This is a genomic window from Mycobacterium sp. DL440, from assembly GCF_011745145.1.
Taxonomy (GTDB): Bacteria; Actinomycetota; Actinomycetes; order Mycobacteriales; family Mycobacteriaceae; genus Mycobacterium.
Map to the genome: position 1 here is coordinate 5,006,325 of NZ_CP050191.1, position 16,030 is coordinate 5,022,354.

The following is a 16,030-nucleotide window of genomic DNA, read 5'->3' on the forward strand; positions in this document are numbered from 1 at the left end:
AGAAAGCCGCGGCCAAGAAGACTCCGGCCAAGGCCGCGAAGAAAGCTCCGGCGAAGAAGGCCCCGGCCAAGAAAGCCCCGCCCGCTCCGCCTGCGGCTCCGTCCGCCGCCGCTGCGCCCCCGGCCGAGCCGGCGCCTGCTCCTGTGATCCCGTTGCCGGATGTCGCCAAGGCAGCCAAAGAGGCTGCCGCCCAAGCCAAGTCGACTGTCACCTCGGCCGCCAACCCGGTGTCGGGCCCGGTGCCGTCCCCGTTGGCCGACCCCCCGTCGTCCAAACTGCCGCTGGTGGCGGTGGTGGCCGTGGGTGTTTTGGCTCTGCTCCTGGTTGTGCTCAGCCGCCGAAATTCCGAGGACAGCTGACCTCGGCTTGACCCTGACGCGACGTCAGGGCCAATAGTGGCCTCATGCACGCAGGTCCGCAGGTGAGATCCGTCGGTGCGGTCGCCGCGCTGACGGAGATCTCGGTGCGGACCCTGCATCACTACGACCACGTCGGTCTGGTGGTGCCCAGCGTGCGTACCGCGGCGGGTTACCGCGGCTACACCGACGCCGATATCGAGCGATTGCACCTGGTGCTGGTGTACCGGTCGGTCGGGCTGGCGCTGGATCAGATCCGGTCTCTGCTCGACGATCCCGATGCCGACGTGCTCGCCCACCTGCAACGCCAGCACAGCCTGCTGTGTGATCAGGCCGAGCAGCTTCAGCAGACCATCAAGGCAGTGGAGGAATTGATGAGCGCCCACAACCAGGGAATTCAGCTCACCGCCGAGGAGCAGGTGGAGATCTTCGGCAGTGCGGTTTTCGACGAGTACGCCGAGGAGGCCGAACAGCGCTGGGCCGACACCGAGGAATGGAAGCAGTCCCGCCAACGCACCGCGCAGATGACCAAGCAGGACTGGATCGAGTTCAAGACGGAGAACGACGCGCTGCTCGCGGCACTTGCCGAGGGTAAGCGCGCCGGGGTACGGCCTGGGTCGGCGCAGGCGGACGAGCTGGCGGCCCGGCATCGCGCCAACATTTCCCGGTTCTACGACTGCAGCGACGACATGCACGTCTGCCTGGCGCAGATGTATCTGGCGGATGAGCGGTTCACCCGCTACTACGACGGAATCGAACCGGGCCTGGCCCAGTTCGTGCACGACATCATCGTGCAAAGCATCGCCGGCTAGCCGGCTGCGATAATCGCCGGGTGAGTATCGAACCGCGCGCCACCGCTGATCTGGTCGACGAGATCTACCCCGACGTCCGTAGCTGCGACCTGCAGTTGCAGAACTACGGCGGCAAGGCCATGTTCGCCGGGCCGATCACCACGGTGCGCTGTTTCCAGGACAACGCGCTGCTCAAGTCGATCCTGTCGACCCCGGGCAACGGCGGGGTGCTGGTGGTCGACGGCGACGGGTCGCTGCACACCGCGCTGGTGGGCGACATCATCGCCGGGTTGGCCGCAGACAACGGTTGGTCCGGGGTGATCGTGCACGGCGCGGTGCGCGACGCCGCCGCGCTGCGCACCATCGGCGTCGGGATCAAGGCGCTGGGCACCAACCCCCGCAAGGGCACCAAGACCGGCGAGGGTGAGCGCGACGTCGAGGTCAGCTTCGGCGGCGTGACCTTCGTCCCGGGCGAGATCGCCTATGCCGACGAGGACGGCATCGTGCTGGTCGCTCCCTAACCGCGAGCAGACGCAAACTCGCCCTTTTCTCACGGGAAAAGGGCGAGTTTACGTCTGCTGGGCTGGGAAACTAAACCTTCACGGTGGCACGGTGTTTGGTGAAGAGCAGCGACTCCTCGTCGACCTTGCCGTAGCGGATGGTGCGCATGTCGAAGAAGTAGTTCTGCTTGAGCTTCCACGGCGCTTCCGAACCTGACTTCGGCAAGGTGTCCATGGCGCGCCGGAAGTAGCCCGGGGTGAAGTCCATGAACGGCAGTTCGTCGACACTGCCACCGGGGTGCTGCGGCTCGACGCGGTCGAAACCGTTGGCGTCCATGTAGTTCAGCACGCGGCAGATGAACTCTGACACCAGATCGGCTTTCAGCGTCCACGATGCGTTGGTGTACCCGAACGTGATGGCCATGTTTGGCACACCGGAGAGCATCAGGCCTTTGTAGGTCATGCTCTCGGTCAGGTCGATCGGCTGACCGTTGCGGTACGCCACTGCGCCGCCGAACAACTGCATGTTCAGACCGGTTGCGGTGACGATGATGTCGGCCTGCAACTCCTCACCGGAGGTCAGCTTGATGCCGGTTTCGGTGAAGGTGTCGATGGTGTCGGTGACAACGCCGGCCTTTCCAGAGCGGATGGCCTTGAACAGATCCCCGTTGGGGGCCAGGCAGACTCGCTCGTCCCACGGGGCGTAGCTGGGGCTGAAGTGCTTGTCGTAGTCGAAGTCCTGGGGCAGGCGGCGGGTCCCCATCTTGCGCAAGAACTGCTTGAAGATCGACGGGAAGCGGCGTGCGATCTGGTACTGGCCGGTGCTGTAACCGATCTGCTTCCACCGGTTGACGAAGTGCGCCAGGTCCTTCGGCAGGTACTTGTTGGTCTTCACGGCCACCGGATCGACCAGCGGCAGCGACCCGACGTAGGTGGGCGAGCGCTGCAGCATCGTGACGTGTCCGACGCCGCCGCTGACCAGCGACGGGATCAGGGTGATGGCGGTGGCGCCGGAACCGATCACGACCATCTTCTTGCCCGTGTAGTCCAGGTCCTCGGGCCAGTGCTGCGGGTGGACGATCTGGCCCTTGAAGTTCTCGGCCCCCGGGAACTCGGGCGAGTAGCCCTCGTCGTAGTTGTAGTAGCCGCTGCACACCGACAGGAACGACGCGGTGATCTGCTTGGCTTCGCCGTTGTGCTCGACGCTGACGGTCCAGCGGTTGTCGGCATCCGACCAGTCCACCGAGAGGACGCGGTGGCCCGTGCGGATGTGGTTCCTGATGCCGTTCTCGTCGGCGGCCTCGTTGATGTAGTTCCAGATCGACTGTCCGTCGGCGATGGACTTGGCCGATTCCCACGGCTTGAACCGGAACCCGAGGGTGAACATGTCCGAGTCGGAGCGGATACCCGGGTACTTGAACAGGTCCCAGGTGCCGCCGATGTTCTCGCGACGCTCGAGGAGTACGTAACTCTTGGTGGGGCAGCGGTCCTGCAGGTGCCAGGCCGTGCTGATGCCGGAGATGCCGGCGCCGACGATCACAACATCGAAATGTTCGGTCATGGGACCGACGGTATCAACACGGTGTTGAGTGGGTCAACAGTATGTTGATAAATTCAACACAGTGTTATCGTGCTGGATGTGACCACCTCCAGTACGGCGCGCGCCCCGCGCGGTCGCCGCGCCGCCCGGCCGTCGGGCGACGACCGTGAGGCGGCCATCCTCGCGACCGCCAGGCAGCTGCTGGAGACCAAGAAATTCACCGACATATCGGTCGATGACCTGGCCAAAGGCGCCGGAATCTCCCGGCCCACCTTCTACTTCTACTTCCCCTCGAAGGAAGCCGTGCTGCTGTCGCTGATCGACCCGCTGATCAAGCGGGCCGACACCGGATTCGACAGTGCACTGGAAGACATGCCGACCGATCCCAAGCGGGCCATCCGGCACGGGATCGAGATCTTCGTCAGCTCGTTCGGGTCACATCCGGCCACCGCACGCGCCGGCACCGAGGCACTGAACAGCAGCCCGGAGTTCCGCGTGTTCTGGTCCGGGCTGATGCAGAAATGGATCAACCTGACTGCGGCCCTGATCGCCGCCGAGCGCGACCGCGGCGCCGCCCCGGACACTATTCCCGCCATGGACCTGGCGACCTCGCTCAACCTGATGAACGAGCGCACCATCATGGCGGCGCTGGCCGCCGAACAACCCGCGGTCGACTACGACAAGGTGGTCGACACCCTTGCCCACATCTGGCTGACCAGCATCTACGGCGAGGCCCGCTAACCCGTCCGGCGCCTATGCGAACATATGTTCGTGTCCGAACCTGCGGCCATCCTGCACGCTGATCTCGATTCGTTCTACGCATCGGTCGAGCAGCGCGACGACCCGGCGCTGAGAGGCCGCCCCGTGATCGTCGGCGGTGGCGTGGTGCTGGCGGCCAGTTACGAGGCCAAGGCGTTCGGGGTCCGCACCGCGATGAGCGGTGGCCAGGCCCGGGCGCTGTGCCCGCACGCCATCGTGGTGCCGCCGCGAATGTCGGCATATTCGGAGGCCAGCGGGCACGTGTTCGAGGTCTTCCACGACACGACGCCGGTGGTCGAGCCGCTGTCGGTGGACGAGGCGTTTCTCGACGTGTCCGGGTTGGGCCGGGTGTCCGGCACTCCGGTGGAGATCGCCCGACGGCTGCGCGAACAGGTCAGCGAGCAGGTGGGCCTGCCCATCACTGTCGGCATCGCGCGGACAAAGTTCCTGGCCAAGGTGGCCAGCCAGGTGGCCAAGCCGGACGGCCTGCTGCTGGTGCCGCCCGATCGCGAGCTGGCGTTCCTGCACCCACTGCCGGTGCGCCGGCTCTGGGGTGTGGGCGCCAAGACCGCCGAGAAGCTACACGCCCACGGCATCGAGACCGTCGCCGACGTGGCCGAGCTGCCCGAGTCGGCCCTGCGCCCCATGGTCGGCGGCGCCATGGCGCGACAGCTCTATGCGCTGTCGCGCAACATCGATCGACGCCGGGTGACGACGGGGGTCCGGCGGAGTTCCGTCGGCGCCCAACGCGCACTCGGGCGGCGCGGCAACACGATGTCGGCCGCGGAGGTGGATGTCGTGGTGGTCAACCTCGTCGACCGCATCACCCGCCGCATGCGGGGAGCGGGGCGTACTGGTCGGACCGTCGTATTGCGTTTGCGCTTCGACGATTTCGGGCGGGCCACCCGGTCGCACACCATGCCTCGGGCCACCGCCTCGACCGATGCGGTCCTGGGTGCGGCCCGCGCGCTGGTGACCGCCGCCGCGCCGGTGATCGCCGAGCGGGGGCTGACCCTGATCGGGTTCGCGGTGTCCAACATCGACCACCAGGGCAGCCAGCAGTTGGAACTGCCCTTTGACTCGGAACCAGATCCGGTGGCCATCGACGGCGCGATCGACGAGGTACGTCATCGGTTCGGCAATGCGATGTTGACCCGTGGCGTACTGGTCGGCCGCGATCCCGGTCTGGAGATGCCGACGCTGCCCTACTAGACCAGTTGCGCGGCAACGAATCCGGCCAGCAGCACGGCGAATCCACCGATCTCGCCGGCGATGAGGGCCAGCATCCCCGCATGCAGGCCTGCGGTGGGCCGCTCGAACTGGTTGGTGGTGTCACGCTTGGCGCCGTGCTCGATGTAGGCGGCGATGGCCACGACGAAAAAGAACACGAGCACCATTGCGGCGGTGAGGTTAACCCAGGTGGGCCAGGCGCTGAGTTCGACGAATACCGCGACCAGCAGCGTCGCGAACGAATACAGCAGGGCGGCTCGGTGGGCGATGTCCACGTAGGGGTGGGCGAGGTGGTTCTCACTGGTTGCCATCTGCCGGTACTTCCACACACCCAGCACCAGGGCCAGTAGGAAGATCAGGCCGGCGGCGAGCAGGGTGATGACGGTGTCGATGCCGAGTTCCGCGTGCATCGCGTGAGTTTACGAGCTTGTCGAATACCGCCGGTCACCCGTAGTGCGGCATTGCGCGCCAGCACACCGGAAGCGGTGGCCGGGACGATCACCCGGGAACCCGGACCCATCCGGCGCTGCCGCGGCATCACGAGGCGGCGGTGTCGACGCTCGTATTCGCGCAGGGCCGTCGCGGGGTCGTCCCGGTTGGCCGCCACGCAGTCGGAAAGCGTTGCCGCACCGGCGATTGCCAGGCTCGATCCGTCCCCGAGCAGCGATACGCATGAGGCCGCGTCACCGAGCAGAACGATCCGCCCGCACGACCAGGTGTCCATGCGGACGCGGCTGACCGAGTCGAAGTAGAGGTCGGGGGCCTCCCGCATCTGCCGCAGCAGGTCGGGCACCCGCCATCCCATGCCGGCGTATGCGTCGGCGACGACGTCCTTGTGCGCCGACGAGTCGCGGTGGTCGAAGTCCGGCAGCGCCCGGTGGCGGAAGATGAACGCGGCGATGCCGCGACCGGTCGCCGGGTGCACGGCCGCCATACGTCCGGGCTCGTTGTACATCAGGACGGTGTCGCCGTCCGCCGCCTCGGCCAGGTCGACGGTGGCGACGTACATGCCGAGGTGCTCGATGAAGCCCGTTCCGACCACCAATTCCCGTACCCGCGAATGCAACCCGTCGGCGCCTACCACCAGATCGAATTCCTGCGGGCCGGCCTGCTCGAAGGTGACCTCGACGCCAGTGGCGTTCTGACTCAGCGAGGTGACCGTGTCGCCGTACCGGTATTCGGCGGCGTCGCGCCCGGCGTCGGCCAGGATGGCGGCCAGATCGCTACGGGGAATCTCGATTCCTTTCCCCAGTTGCATCGGCGCCCACCCGATGCGCCGGCCGCCCCGGTCTACGGCACTGAGCCCGGTGGCCCGGGTCGCCGCAGACCTGAGCGCAGGCAGCACTCCCATGCGCTCCGCGACGCCGTACGCCGGACCCCGCACGTCGACCGGACTACCACTGGACCGGTCACCACCGGCGCGTTCGACGACCGTGACCGCCATTCCCGACCGGGCCATCCAGAACGCCGCGGTCGAGCCGGCCACCCCCGCACCCACGATGAGCACCGTGTTCATCTCTGCACCTTTCTGCAGTTAGTGCAATATTGCACTAACTGCAGTTATACACTCGATGCATGCCCGCCGATACCGCCGCCGCCTCGCTACGCGAGCGCAAGCGCGAACGCACCCGCGCCGCCATCGTCGACGCCGCGCTCAAGCTGTTCGCCGCCAACGGATACGACGGCACGACGGTGGCCGATATCGCCGCGGCCGCTGATATCGCGCCGCGCACGTTCTTCAGCTATTTCGCCAGTAAGGACGACGTGTTGTTGCCGGGTGCCGACGCCCGGGTGCATGCCGCCCTCGACGCCATCGCGGAGCGCGGCCCCGAGGATCGTCCTGCCGATGTGCTACTGCGGGCCCTCGGCTCGGTGATCGACGGCGGCCACGACTTCGCCGACAAAGAGGGTGCGCTGCGCTTCCGGCTGGTTCAAACCATTCCGGCGATTCGGGGACGTGCACTGCAGTACCAGCTCGACGCCCAGCGGGAGATCGCGCAGCACCTGCAGGCGGCGTACGCCGACGAGCTCGACACCGTCGCCGCGGGTGCCATCGTCGGGGCCTTTGTCGGCGCGGTAACCGGCGCCGTCCAGGCCATGGTCGACACCGGCATACCCGCCGGCCACGAGGCCCGCGCCCGGGCCTTGCGGCGGGCCACTGAGATCGCGCTGCGGCCGTGGCAGCGGAATTGACCACGAAATCTGAGTAATGTCCCCCATCCACAGCACCACGGACTACGACAAGCTGCGAAACATGAACGCATTCAACGACTCATCCAGGGTCACCGCCGCATTCTTCCTCCAGGCCGCCATCGCCTTCGGGGCGAGTTTTCTCGGTCTGCTCGGCGGGGTCCTGTTCCTGCCACTGGATCTGTGGCAGCGACTGTTTCTGGCGATGACCGTCCTGTTCCTCGTGACGAGCTCGTTCACCCTGGCCAAGGTGATCCGCGATCAGCAGGAAGCCACCACCATCCGGGTGCGGCTCGACGAGGCCAGGATGGAAAAGCTGATCGCCGAACATAATCCGTTCACCTCAGCCGCCTGAGGCCCATTCCAGAAGCTGTTCTGCCGGCCAGGTGTTCACGATCCGATCGATCGGCACCTCGGCCTCCTGGGCACGCTGGGCTCCGTATCCGAGGAACTCGAGCTGGCCCGGCGCATGGGAATCGGTGTCGATGCTGAAGACGCAGCCGATGTCCAGCGCGTGCTTCAGCAGCCGGGTCGGTGGGTCGCGCCGCTCGGGCCGGGAGTTGATCTCGACGGCGGTGCCGTGGTCGAGGCACGCCGTGAAGACTTTCTCCGCATCGAATTTCGACTCCGGCCGCACGCCGCGTCCGCCGGTGACCAGCCGTCCGGTGCAGTGCCCGAGGACATCGGTGTGCGGATTCGAAACGGCCTTGATCATGCGCCGGGTCATGGCCGCGGAGTCCATGGCCAGTTTGGAGTGCACGCTGGCCACCACGATGTCCAAGCGTTCCAGCAGTTCGGGTTCCTGGTCCAACGATCCGTCTTCGAGAATGTCGACCTCGATCCCGGTCAGGATGCGCATCGGCGCCACCAGCTCGCGTAGCTCCTCGATGACGTCGAGTTGCTCGCGCAACCGGTCCGGGGACAGCCCGTTGGCCACTCGCAGCCGCGGGGAATGGTCGGTCAGCGCGCAGTACTCGTGACCCAGGTCGCGCGCGGCCAGCATCATCTCTTCGATCGGGGCGGATCCGTCCGACCAGTTGGAGTGGACATGCAGGTCACCCCGCAGTGCGGCGCGCACCTCACCTCCACCGAGATCCTCAGCCGCCGAACGTAATTCGACGAGCGTATCGGGCTCCCGACCGGCCCAGGCCTGGGCAATCACCTTCGCGGTCTTGGGTCCCACGCCCGGCAGCGTCTGCCAGCTGTTCGACGCGCCCAGCCGTTCCCGTTGCGCGTCGGTCAGCGCCTCGACGGTGTCGGCGGCATTGCGATAGGCCATCACACGCCGCGGGTCCTCGCGCGCGCGGTCCTTGTAGTACGCGATCTGGCGCAGTGCGGTCACCGGATCCATGCGCACCGCTCAGCAGTCCCCCGGCCGCGCGGCACAGTGCGGCGTGGCGCCCGGGAACCGGTAACGGTGGTTCGCCACCCAGCGGTAGGCGGCGTTCTGCAGCTGACGCACACCGGGAATCCGATACAGCCCCAACGGAATCCGGGTACCCATACCGGCCGACACGGCGGCGTTGATCGCTTCGGCACCGCGGTACACCTCGCCCGAGGAGTCCTGCCACCACGCCGCTTCGGTGAGCTCGTCGGCTGTCACGCCAAGCCGCTGGGCCGTGCCGGGCCGTTGAAACGGCTCGATGTGCAGCCCGCCGGTCCGTTGCCGCCGCACCAGGGAGTTGACGCTGCGGGTGCACATGCCGCAGTTTCCGTCGAAGTACAGGACGCCGCTCATACCTCCAGTGTGCCCAGCGTTTGCGATGCCGTACAGTGGATTGCGAAATCGTTCAATCCATAAATCCGTCAGGCAAATCCTTGATCAGGACTACGGCCGGCACCTTGGGCCGGCTACTGCCCCACCGCGACGACTACAGCGAATTGCCACGCTCGTGGCGCCGCGACATCCTCGCCGGTGTGACCGTCGGCGTGGTGGCACTGCCGTTGGCGTTGGCATTCGGGATCAGTTCGGGCGTGGGAGCCGCCGCAGGGCTGGTCACGGCAGTGGTGGCCGGCCTGGTCGCGGCCGTGTTCGGCGGTTCCCATGTGCAGGTGTCCGGCCCGACGGGGGCGATGGCGGTGGTTCTCGCGCCGATCGTCGCGCTGCACGGGCTCGGCAGCATCGCCCTGGTGACCGTTGCGGCGGGCCTGATAGTGCTGGCAGCCGGGGCCACCGGTCTGGGCCGGGCAGTGACGTTCATTCCGTGGCCGGTGATCGAGGGGTTCACCCTGGGCATCGCGACGATCATCTTCCTCCAGCAGGTTCCCGCCGCCTTCGCCCAGCAGGCCCCGGCCGGTGAGCGCACGCTGCCTGCCGCGTTTACGGCGATCGCCCACGCGGACTGGACCGCCGCGGCGAAAACCCTTGGGGTGGTGGCTGTCGTCGCGCTCCTCATGGTCGCCCTGCCCCGGCTGCACCGGGCCATCCCCGAATCGCTGACCGCGGTGATCGTGGTTACCGTCCTGGTCTCCGTCCTCCACCTTCCGGTCGCCGCGATCGGTGAGTTGCCGTCACACCTGCCCACTCCGGTGCTCCCCCACGCCGACCTCGGCGCCTTGCGCACCCTGCTGGGTGCCGCGCTGGCGATCGCCGCACTGGCAGCCATCGAATCGCTGCTGTCGGCGCGGGTCGCCGCCACCATGTCGCCGACCGGACCGTACGACCCCGATCGTGAGCTGGTGGGTCAGGGCCTGGCCTCGGTTGCGTCCGGAGTTTTCGGCGGCATGCCCGCCACCGGCGCGATCGCCCGCACCGCGGTCAACGTCCGGTCCGGCGCGAGGACGCGGGTGGCGGCGATCGTGCACTCGCTCGTCCTGCTGGGCGTGGTGTATCTGGCCACCGGCCCGGTGTCCACCATTCCGCTCGCCGCGCTGTCCGGTGTGCTGATGGTGACGTCGTTCCGGATGATCTCGGCGGGCACGATCCGGAAGATCCTGCGCTCCACCCGATCCGATGCATTGACGTTTCTGCTGACCGCCGCGGTCACCGTGTGCTTCGACCTGATCGAGGCCGTCGAGATCGGCGTCGTCGTCGCCGCGTTCTTCGCGTTGCGTTCGGTGGCGCGGCGCAGCAGCGTGGTTCGCGAGGAGCTGCCCGCCCCGCGGTTGCCCGGGGACGATCAGATCGCGCTGCTGCGGCTCGACGGCGCGATGTTCTTCGGTGCGGCCGAACGCATTTCGAGCGCGATCGCGGACGCCGAGCATCCGCAGACGTCCGTCGTCATCATCCGGATGTCGCAACTCGGCATGCTCGATGCCACCGGCGCCCACACACTGGCGGAGATCGCCACTGAATTGGAGGCCCGCGGTATCACGGTGATCATCAAGGGCGTTCGCCCCGAACACGCCGAGTTGCTGACCAACGTCGGCGTGTTCGAGTCACTGCGACACGAAAACCACCTGCTCGACTCGCTGGACGATGCGGTCGAACACGCACGAACGCACGTCAGGTGACCGTACGGATCAGCTTCTTGTTCACGAACTCGTCCATGCCGAACTTGCCGAGCTCGCGTCCGAAACCGGACCGCTTGATGCCACCGAACGGCAATTCGGCCCCTTCGGCGCCGACCGCGTTGACGAACACCATGCCCGCATCGATCCGGTCGGCTACCCGCGCGGCCTGATCCGCGTCGGTGGTGAATACGTAGGAGCCCAGTCCGAACGGGGTGTCGTTGGCGATTTCGACTGCCTCGTCCTCCGAGCCGGCCTTGTACACCACGGCCACCGGGCCGAACAGCTCCTGGCGGTAGGCGTCGTTGTCCTCGGTGACGCCGGTCAGCACAGCCGGTGGGTAGAAGGCACCGCGGCGCTCACCCGCCGCGGTCAGCTTCGCGCCCTGATCGACAGCGGCCTTGACCTGTTGCTCGAGTCGCTCGGCGGCCAGCTCCGAGGACAGTGGAGCGATCCCGTCGGCGGCAGCCAGCAGCTTCTCGGTGAACTTGGTCAGGAAGTCGTCGTAGATGTCGTCGGCGACGATGAACCGCTTGGCGGCGTTGCAGGCCTGCCCGGTGTTCTCCATCCGGCCCTCGACAGCGGCCTGGACGGTCGCGTCGATGTCATCGGTGGACAGCAGGATGAACGGATCGGAGCCACCGAGTTCCAGCACGCACTTCTTGAGGTTGCGGCCGGCGATCTCGGCCACCGCGGCACCCGCCCGTTCGGAACCTGTCAGCGATACCGCGGCCACCCGGGGGTCTTCGATGATCTGGGCAACCTGGTCGTTGGTGGCACGGATGTCGACGTAGGCGCCCTGCGGCAGACCGGCCTCCAGGAAGATCAGCTGCAACAGCTCGGCGGATTCGGGGCATTGCGGGGCGTGCTTGAGCAGAATTGTGTTGCCCACGATCAGGTTTGGACCGGCGAAGCGGGCCACCTGGTAGTAGGGGTAGTTCCACGGCATGATGCCGAGCAGCACACCGACCGGGCCTCGCTTGACCACCGCAGCGCCTTCGCCTTCGAGCAGGGTGATCTCCTCGTCGGCGAGGAATTTCTCCGCGTTGTCGGCGTAGTACTGGTAGATGGCAGCGCTGAAGTCGACCTCGCCGAGGGCCTGGTCGCGCGGCTTGCCCATCTCACGGACGATGACGTCGGCGAGTTGCTCGCGGCGCTGCTCGTGCAGGGCGGCGACCTTACCGATGAGCGCGGCCCGCTCGGCCACCGTGGTGGTACGTGCCCAGGTGCGGCCAGTCTTGGCAGCAGCCTCGATCGCGGCCTGGATCTCGGCGTCGGTCGAGGTCGGGTAGGTGGCGACCACCTTTGCGGTCGCCGGATCGGTGACTGCGTACTCGCTCATGTTCACTCCCAGATGGTCTGATCGCGGGATTCCGCATATTTCCCAGCCTGAGACTACCGATCGCAGCGGCCAGATGGCACCGAAGATACGGAATCAGCACGGCCCGGATCCTCTGGAATGAATGCTGCGACGGGACTAGTTTCTGATGACGTGCGCTTCGCCTTCAAAACATCCCCGCAGAACACGACCTGGGCCGACATGCTTGCCATCTGGAAAGCGGCCGACACGATCGACGTCTTCGAATCCGGCTGGACGTTCGACCACTTCTATCCGATCTTCTCCGACTCGTCCGGTCCCTGCCTCGAGGGCTGGACGACGCTGACCGCGCTGGCGCAGGCCACTGAGCGGTTGCGTGTCGGCGTGCTCGTCACCGGCATCCACTACCGCCATCCCGCCGTGCTGGCGAATATGGCTTCGGCACTCGACATCGTCTCCAACGGCCGCCTGGAGCTCGGCATCGGCGCCGGCTGGAACGAGGAGGAGTCGGGCGCCTACGGAATCGAACTGGGCTCGATCAAGGAACGCTTCGACCGGTTCGAGGAGGCCTGCGAGGTTCTCAAGGGCCTCCTGACCCAGGAGACAACGACGTTCGACGGCAAGTTCTACCAACTCAAGGATGCCCGCAACGAGCCGAAGGGCCCGCAGCAGCCGCATCCGCCGTTCTGTATCGGCGGCAGCGGTGAGAAGCGCACGCTGCGCATCACCGCGAAGTACGCCGACCACTGGAACTTCGTCGGCGGCCCGCCTGAGGAGTTCGCCCGTAAGCGCGATGTGCTCGCCGCCCATTGCGCCGACCTCGGCCGCGATCCCAAGGAGATCACCTTGTCGGCGCACGTGCGCCTCGGTGAGGACCGCGATTACGCGAAGGTGGTCGACGAGGCCGCGGCGCTGGGCGCCGAGGGCCTGGATTTGGCGATCATCTACCTGCCGCCGCCCTACGATCCTGCCGTACTGGAACCGTTGGCCGAGGCGATCAGAGATTCGGGCCAGCTGACCCGCTGACGCATATAGTTACGCCCTCGGATCGGCGCTTATGCGTCGGTTCGAGGGCGTTGTGAATTGCATTCAGCAAACAGCAACGGGGTGCGAGCCCACCGGGCCCGAAGGGACGGATACCCGTCAAACCCCGAAGCGAAGTAGCTCGTCTGCCGTGGCCAGGCGTTCGTTCTTGGCCGGGAACTCACGACTCTTCATCGGGTGACGGAACAATGACCAGGCAAAACGACTCATCCGTGACCGGCTGATCGGATTGATGTACACGGTGATCACTCCTGCGAATTACTGGTTGCTGTACCCGTAGTTCCACGTTACCGCAGCACTCTCACCACGTCATTAAATACCCGACATCCGGCAAACAGTGCGAGGCACGCCGCAAAAAAATCAGATGTTTCTGATGAGACTAATGTGGCGAATGAGGTGGCAAGATCGAGAGAATGGGAGATGTGGATCACGTTTCAGCACTTGTGGGGACGCCGTCGACCTGTGATGCAAGACACAACAGTTAATTAAGAGATCTCTCAAACTTGCCTTCGGCCGAGACGCGCGGCCGGGTGCGATTTCAGTGCGCGGTTCAAATTGCCGCGCTGGTTCCTGCGATCGCGCCGCTAAACTTTCTTCCAGGCAAGGGGGCGCGTTCATGGGTTTTCTCGACCGTTTTACCGACAGCGTGACGGATTTCGCGAACGGTCCTCTCAAACTCGCCAGCGGTGTAGTCAACGGCGCGAAGGACGGGGCGAGTCTCGTCGACAACCTCCTCGACGGGGACATGGGCGGCGCTCTTCAAGACGGCTTCAAGCTTGCGGACGACCTCGGAGACATCGGCGAGGGCCTCACAAGCCTCGGATTCGGAGTAGGACCACTGCCGACGGGATTCAACTCGATGAAGAGTCTCGTACCAGCCGAGTCCAAGATCCTATGGCTCGCTCAATTGGCGATCGACGGCATGAAGTTGACCACGGGATCGGGAAACCCCACTAACGGCGACGAATTCCGTGGCTCGAGTGAACGTCTCGCGACGGTTGTGGACACCCTCATCGCCGCAGAGCCGCATACGGACCGGTGGGATGGAACCGCCTCGCAGGTCTACAACGCGGTGAACGCCTCGCATCGACGCGTCACTTTCGAGGTAGAGGACGCTGACCTCGAAGTTGCAAAAGTCCTCGACATCGAGGCGGAACAGGTTGGCCGTACCCGGGAAACCCTCGACGACCAGATCGACTGGCTCAAGGCCTACGACTACGCGACCATGGCAATGAATGCCACGGGACCGAGTGCCGCACTAAAGATGGCATTGGATACCGTCGCTGCCGCCACAGCAACGGGAATCGCGGGTTCCGCGATCGGCGTCCTGTTCAAGAACAGCTTGGAGAACGCCTCGCGCATCCGCGACCATCTCGGCGGGTACGAAGGCGCGGCAAAAGACACCTCAGGGAAGCCCATGGGAGGGTGCGAAGTCTTCGCGGTGCCGGATCAGGACGATCCCGACGAACAGCTAGCTCGCCCCAAGAAGGAGACGCCGCTACCAGACTCCCATGCCCCAACCAAGGCGCCGTCGCGATCGGATTCCAAGACTACCTACACGGTGCCCAGCCCGGAAGAACCGATCGTCTACGGCCCACCGGCTACGCCTTACGGGAATCCAGCGCCCTTGAGCCCGACCACGCCGAGCACGCCCCCACCCACGACATCAAAAGCTCCCGCGGCTGCGGGACCGCCACCCGCTGCCCCGACCGCCCCGCAGCCCAAGGCCCCGGCAGCGGCTGCACCCGCCGCTCATACCAGCCAACGCGCGCCCGTCGCCCCACGTGCTCGCGGCGATGGCGCAACCCCCGTACCCACTGCCCGATCCTGAACTACGCCGAAAGAATCTCAATGCCAACCGATTACGAGAAGAACCTCTCGGTCCTCACCGATCACATCCGACACCTGGCCGAGAAGCAACACACGGCAGTCGACCAGATCACGGGAGCGAATCGGTCGATCGTCGACCCGGCGCGGAATGTTCTGGATACCCACGGACTCGTGTGCGGTGCAACTAATCTCGCCGTGGCAGCGGTTGAAGCCGCCCGTCGGACGGCCGGCGGAAAGATAGAGAAGGTATCCACCGAGCTCGCCGAGAAGTTGACCACCGCGGCCGCCAATTACGACAACACCGATTCCGCCGAAGGCGGGAACATCAATACGTGCGGGGTGTGAGTGGGCGACAACTGGGATGACGACCCCTGGGACGACGAAACCGACGATGTTGAACACGAATCGTCGCTCGATGCGCTCGACTTCACCAACCCGACCGAACAGCCCGGCGATAACTCGGAATTGGCGGCGCCGACTCCTGACGCCGCCGCCGCCGACGACGACGCCATCCTAGCGATGTTCTTCACCGTGACGAATCCCCCGGGGACAGTGTCGGTCAGTGCGTTGGCGAGTGGGCAGCCCGCACATGTCGACCTCTCACCGCGAGTAGCCGATATGACTGAATGCCAACTCGCCGACGAGATCCTCGTGATTGCGAGGCTCGCTGCACAGCAAGCCCTGGCTGGCCAGAACCTGATTCTTTCGAGTGCTCTGGAGCAATTGGGCGTCGATCGAACCTCGATCCGCAACCATCTGGAGCACGATGCAGGGCTACCGTCGCCCGAAGTCGTGCTCGCCGAGAAAGCTCAGATCTTCGCCACCCGATACCGAGATGACGGAGACGACTGACTGATGGCTCAACCGCTCCCGCCCAAACGACGCTCACGCTGGCCGTTCATCGTCGCGGCACTCGTCACGGTCGTCGTTGTCGTTGTCGGTGGCATCGTCTGGTGGTCCTCGGCAGGCGCTGAAGCCTGGGCACGGCATCGCTGGACGCCCCCGGAGCAGACCTTCCTGTC

Annotated in this window: 18 protein-coding genes; 12 read left to right on the forward strand and 6 right to left on the reverse strand. The window is 65.9% G+C overall.

What is annotated here, in order from left to right; genetic code table 11:
- From HBE63_RS24405 to rraA, 3 genes are all read left to right on the forward strand, one after another.
- On the forward strand, positions 1–359 hold a 359-nt coding region (locus HBE63_RS24405; protein WP_166907047.1), incomplete at its 5' end, for a hypothetical protein.
- A 44-nt stretch (positions 360–403) separates the two neighbouring features.
- Positions 404–1,168: a MerR family transcriptional regulator gene (locus tag HBE63_RS24410; protein ID WP_166907048.1), complete on the forward strand. Its 765-nt coding sequence runs from the start codon at positions 404–406 to the stop codon at positions 1,166–1,168.
- A gap of 20 nt (positions 1,169–1,188) precedes the next feature.
- A complete protein-coding gene (rraA, locus tag HBE63_RS24415) occupies positions 1,189–1,668 on the forward strand; it encodes a ribonuclease E activity regulator RraA (RefSeq protein ID WP_166907049.1) in 480 nt (159 codons plus the stop codon).
- Positions 1,669–1,738: 70 nt separating this feature from the next.
- On the opposite strand, the gene HBE63_RS24420 is transcribed toward rraA, so the two are convergent.
- Entirely contained in the window at positions 1,739–3,208 is a 1,470-nt protein-coding gene (locus HBE63_RS24420; RefSeq protein WP_166907050.1) for an NAD(P)/FAD-dependent oxidoreductase, read from the reverse strand.
- 78 nt (positions 3,209–3,286) lie between these two features.
- Here HBE63_RS24420 and HBE63_RS24425 point away from each other — a divergent pair, with 78 nt between their 5' ends.
- Together HBE63_RS24425 and dinB are read left to right on the forward strand one after the other, a co-directional pair.
- Complete coding sequence (locus tag HBE63_RS24425; RefSeq protein ID WP_166907051.1) at positions 3,287–3,928, forward strand: TetR/AcrR family transcriptional regulator; 642 nt, start codon at positions 3,287–3,289, stop codon at positions 3,926–3,928.
- A 24-nt stretch (positions 3,929–3,952) separates the two neighbouring features.
- Positions 3,953–5,158: a DNA polymerase IV gene (dinB, locus tag HBE63_RS24430; protein WP_166907052.1), complete on the forward strand. Its 1,206-nt coding sequence runs from the start codon at positions 3,953–3,955 to the stop codon at positions 5,156–5,158.
- Here dinB and HBE63_RS24435 read toward each other — a convergent pair.
- Together HBE63_RS24435 and HBE63_RS24440 are read right to left on the reverse strand one after the other, a co-directional pair.
- Positions 5,155–5,586: a hypothetical protein gene (locus HBE63_RS24435; protein WP_166907053.1), complete on the reverse strand. Its 432-nt coding sequence runs from the start codon at positions 5,584–5,586 to the stop codon at positions 5,155–5,157. The genes dinB and HBE63_RS24435 overlap by 4 nt on opposite strands.
- Complete coding sequence (locus HBE63_RS24440) at positions 5,532–6,692, reverse strand: FAD-dependent monooxygenase (protein ID WP_166907054.1); 1,161 nt, start codon at positions 6,690–6,692, stop codon at positions 5,532–5,534. Before HBE63_RS24440 ends, HBE63_RS24435 begins: the two co-directional genes overlap by 55 nt.
- 59 nt (positions 6,693–6,751) lie before the next feature.
- Here HBE63_RS24440 and HBE63_RS24445 point away from each other — a divergent pair, with 59 nt between their 5' ends.
- On the forward strand, positions 6,752–7,369 hold the full coding sequence (locus HBE63_RS24445) for a TetR/AcrR family transcriptional regulator (protein WP_166907055.1): 618 nt from the start codon (positions 6,752–6,754) through the stop codon (positions 7,367–7,369).
- Positions 7,370–7,430: 61 nt separating this feature from the next.
- Positions 7,431–7,721 (forward strand): YiaA/YiaB family inner membrane protein, encoded by a 291-nt coding sequence (locus tag HBE63_RS24450; RefSeq protein ID WP_064883028.1) that lies wholly within the window; start codon positions 7,431–7,433, stop codon positions 7,719–7,721.
- On the opposite strand, the gene HBE63_RS24455 is transcribed toward HBE63_RS24450, so the two are convergent.
- Both HBE63_RS24455 and HBE63_RS24460 read right to left on the reverse strand, forming a co-directional pair.
- The gene (locus tag HBE63_RS24455; RefSeq protein ID WP_166907056.1) at positions 7,710–8,717 is read right to left on the reverse strand and encodes a PHP domain-containing protein; all 1,008 of its coding nucleotides are present in this window, start codon (positions 8,715–8,717) and stop codon (positions 7,710–7,712) included. The genes HBE63_RS24450 and HBE63_RS24455 overlap by 12 nt on opposite strands.
- Before the next feature lie 9 nt (positions 8,718–8,726).
- The gene (locus HBE63_RS24460; protein ID WP_166907058.1) at positions 8,727–9,104 is read right to left on the reverse strand and encodes a thiol-disulfide oxidoreductase DCC family protein; all 378 of its coding nucleotides are present in this window, start codon (positions 9,102–9,104) and stop codon (positions 8,727–8,729) included.
- 80 nt (positions 9,105–9,184) lie between these two features.
- Here HBE63_RS24460 and HBE63_RS24465 point away from each other — a divergent pair, with 80 nt between their 5' ends.
- Positions 9,185–10,819 carry a SulP family inorganic anion transporter gene (locus HBE63_RS24465; protein ID WP_166907060.1) on the forward strand — a complete coding sequence of 545 codons (1,635 nt, stop codon included), beginning with the start codon at positions 9,185–9,187 and terminating at the stop codon, positions 10,817–10,819.
- Here HBE63_RS24465 and HBE63_RS24470 read toward each other — a convergent pair.
- Positions 10,812–12,158: an NAD-dependent succinate-semialdehyde dehydrogenase gene (locus HBE63_RS24470; protein WP_166907062.1), complete on the reverse strand. Its 1,347-nt coding sequence runs from the start codon at positions 12,156–12,158 to the stop codon at positions 10,812–10,814. The genes HBE63_RS24465 and HBE63_RS24470 overlap by 8 nt on opposite strands.
- A gap of 150 nt (positions 12,159–12,308) precedes the next feature.
- On the opposite strand from HBE63_RS24470, the gene HBE63_RS24475 reads away from it, so the two are divergent.
- The 4 genes from HBE63_RS24475 (at position 12,309) to HBE63_RS24490 (ending at position 15,860) form a co-directional block, all read left to right on the forward strand.
- The gene (locus tag HBE63_RS24475; protein ID WP_166907064.1) at positions 12,309–13,160 is read left to right on the forward strand and encodes an LLM class F420-dependent oxidoreductase; all 852 of its coding nucleotides are present in this window, start codon (positions 12,309–12,311) and stop codon (positions 13,158–13,160) included.
- 634 nt (positions 13,161–13,794) lie between these two features.
- On the forward strand, positions 13,795–15,009 hold the full coding sequence (locus HBE63_RS24480) for an EspA/EspE family type VII secretion system effector (protein WP_166907065.1): 1,215 nt from the start codon (positions 13,795–13,797) through the stop codon (positions 15,007–15,009).
- Positions 15,010–15,029: 20 nt separating this feature from the next.
- Positions 15,030–15,353, forward strand: coding sequence for an ESX-1 secretion-associated protein (locus HBE63_RS24485; RefSeq protein WP_166907067.1), 324 nt, complete (start codon positions 15,030–15,032; stop codon positions 15,351–15,353).
- Entirely contained in the window at positions 15,354–15,860 is a 507-nt protein-coding gene (locus tag HBE63_RS24490) for a YbaB/EbfC family DNA-binding protein (RefSeq protein ID WP_166907069.1), read from the forward strand.
- Positions 15,861–16,030: the final 170 nt, after the last annotated feature.

What these genes read in the sequence shown, in the direction of transcription:
- HBE63_RS24410 (WP_166907048.1), top strand. Translation starts at nt 404, where the DNA reads ATGCACGCAGGTCCGCAGGTGAGATCCGTCGGTGCGGTCGCCGCGCTG.
- HBE63_RS24420 (WP_166907050.1), bottom strand. Translation starts at nt 3,208, where the DNA reads ATGACCGAACATTTCGATGTTGTGATCGTCGGCGCCGGCATCTCCGGC.
- dinB (WP_166907052.1), top strand. Translation starts at nt 3,953, where the DNA reads ATGTTCGTGTCCGAACCTGCGGCCATCCTGCACGCTGATCTCGATTCG.
- HBE63_RS24435 (WP_166907053.1), bottom strand. Translation starts at nt 5,586, where the DNA reads ATGCACGCGGAACTCGGCATCGACACCGTCATCACCCTGCTCGCCGCC.
- HBE63_RS24440 (WP_166907054.1), bottom strand. Translation starts at nt 6,692, where the DNA reads ATGAACACGGTGCTCATCGTGGGTGCGGGGGTGGCCGGCTCGACCGCG.
- HBE63_RS24445 (WP_166907055.1), top strand. Translation starts at nt 6,752, where the DNA reads ATGCCCGCCGATACCGCCGCCGCCTCGCTACGCGAGCGCAAGCGCGAA.
- HBE63_RS24450 (WP_064883028.1), top strand. Translation starts at nt 7,431, where the DNA reads ATGAACGCATTCAACGACTCATCCAGGGTCACCGCCGCATTCTTCCTC.
- HBE63_RS24455 (WP_166907056.1), bottom strand. Translation starts at nt 8,717, where the DNA reads ATGGATCCGGTGACCGCACTGCGCCAGATCGCGTACTACAAGGACCGC.
- HBE63_RS24460 (WP_166907058.1), bottom strand. Translation starts at nt 9,104, where the DNA reads ATGAGCGGCGTCCTGTACTTCGACGGAAACTGCGGCATGTGCACCCGC.
- HBE63_RS24470 (WP_166907062.1), bottom strand. Translation starts at nt 12,158, where the DNA reads ATGAGCGAGTACGCAGTCACCGATCCGGCGACCGCAAAGGTGGTCGCC.
- HBE63_RS24480 (WP_166907065.1), top strand. Translation starts at nt 13,795, where the DNA reads ATGGGTTTTCTCGACCGTTTTACCGACAGCGTGACGGATTTCGCGAAC.
- HBE63_RS24485 (WP_166907067.1), top strand. Translation starts at nt 15,030, where the DNA reads ATGCCAACCGATTACGAGAAGAACCTCTCGGTCCTCACCGATCACATC.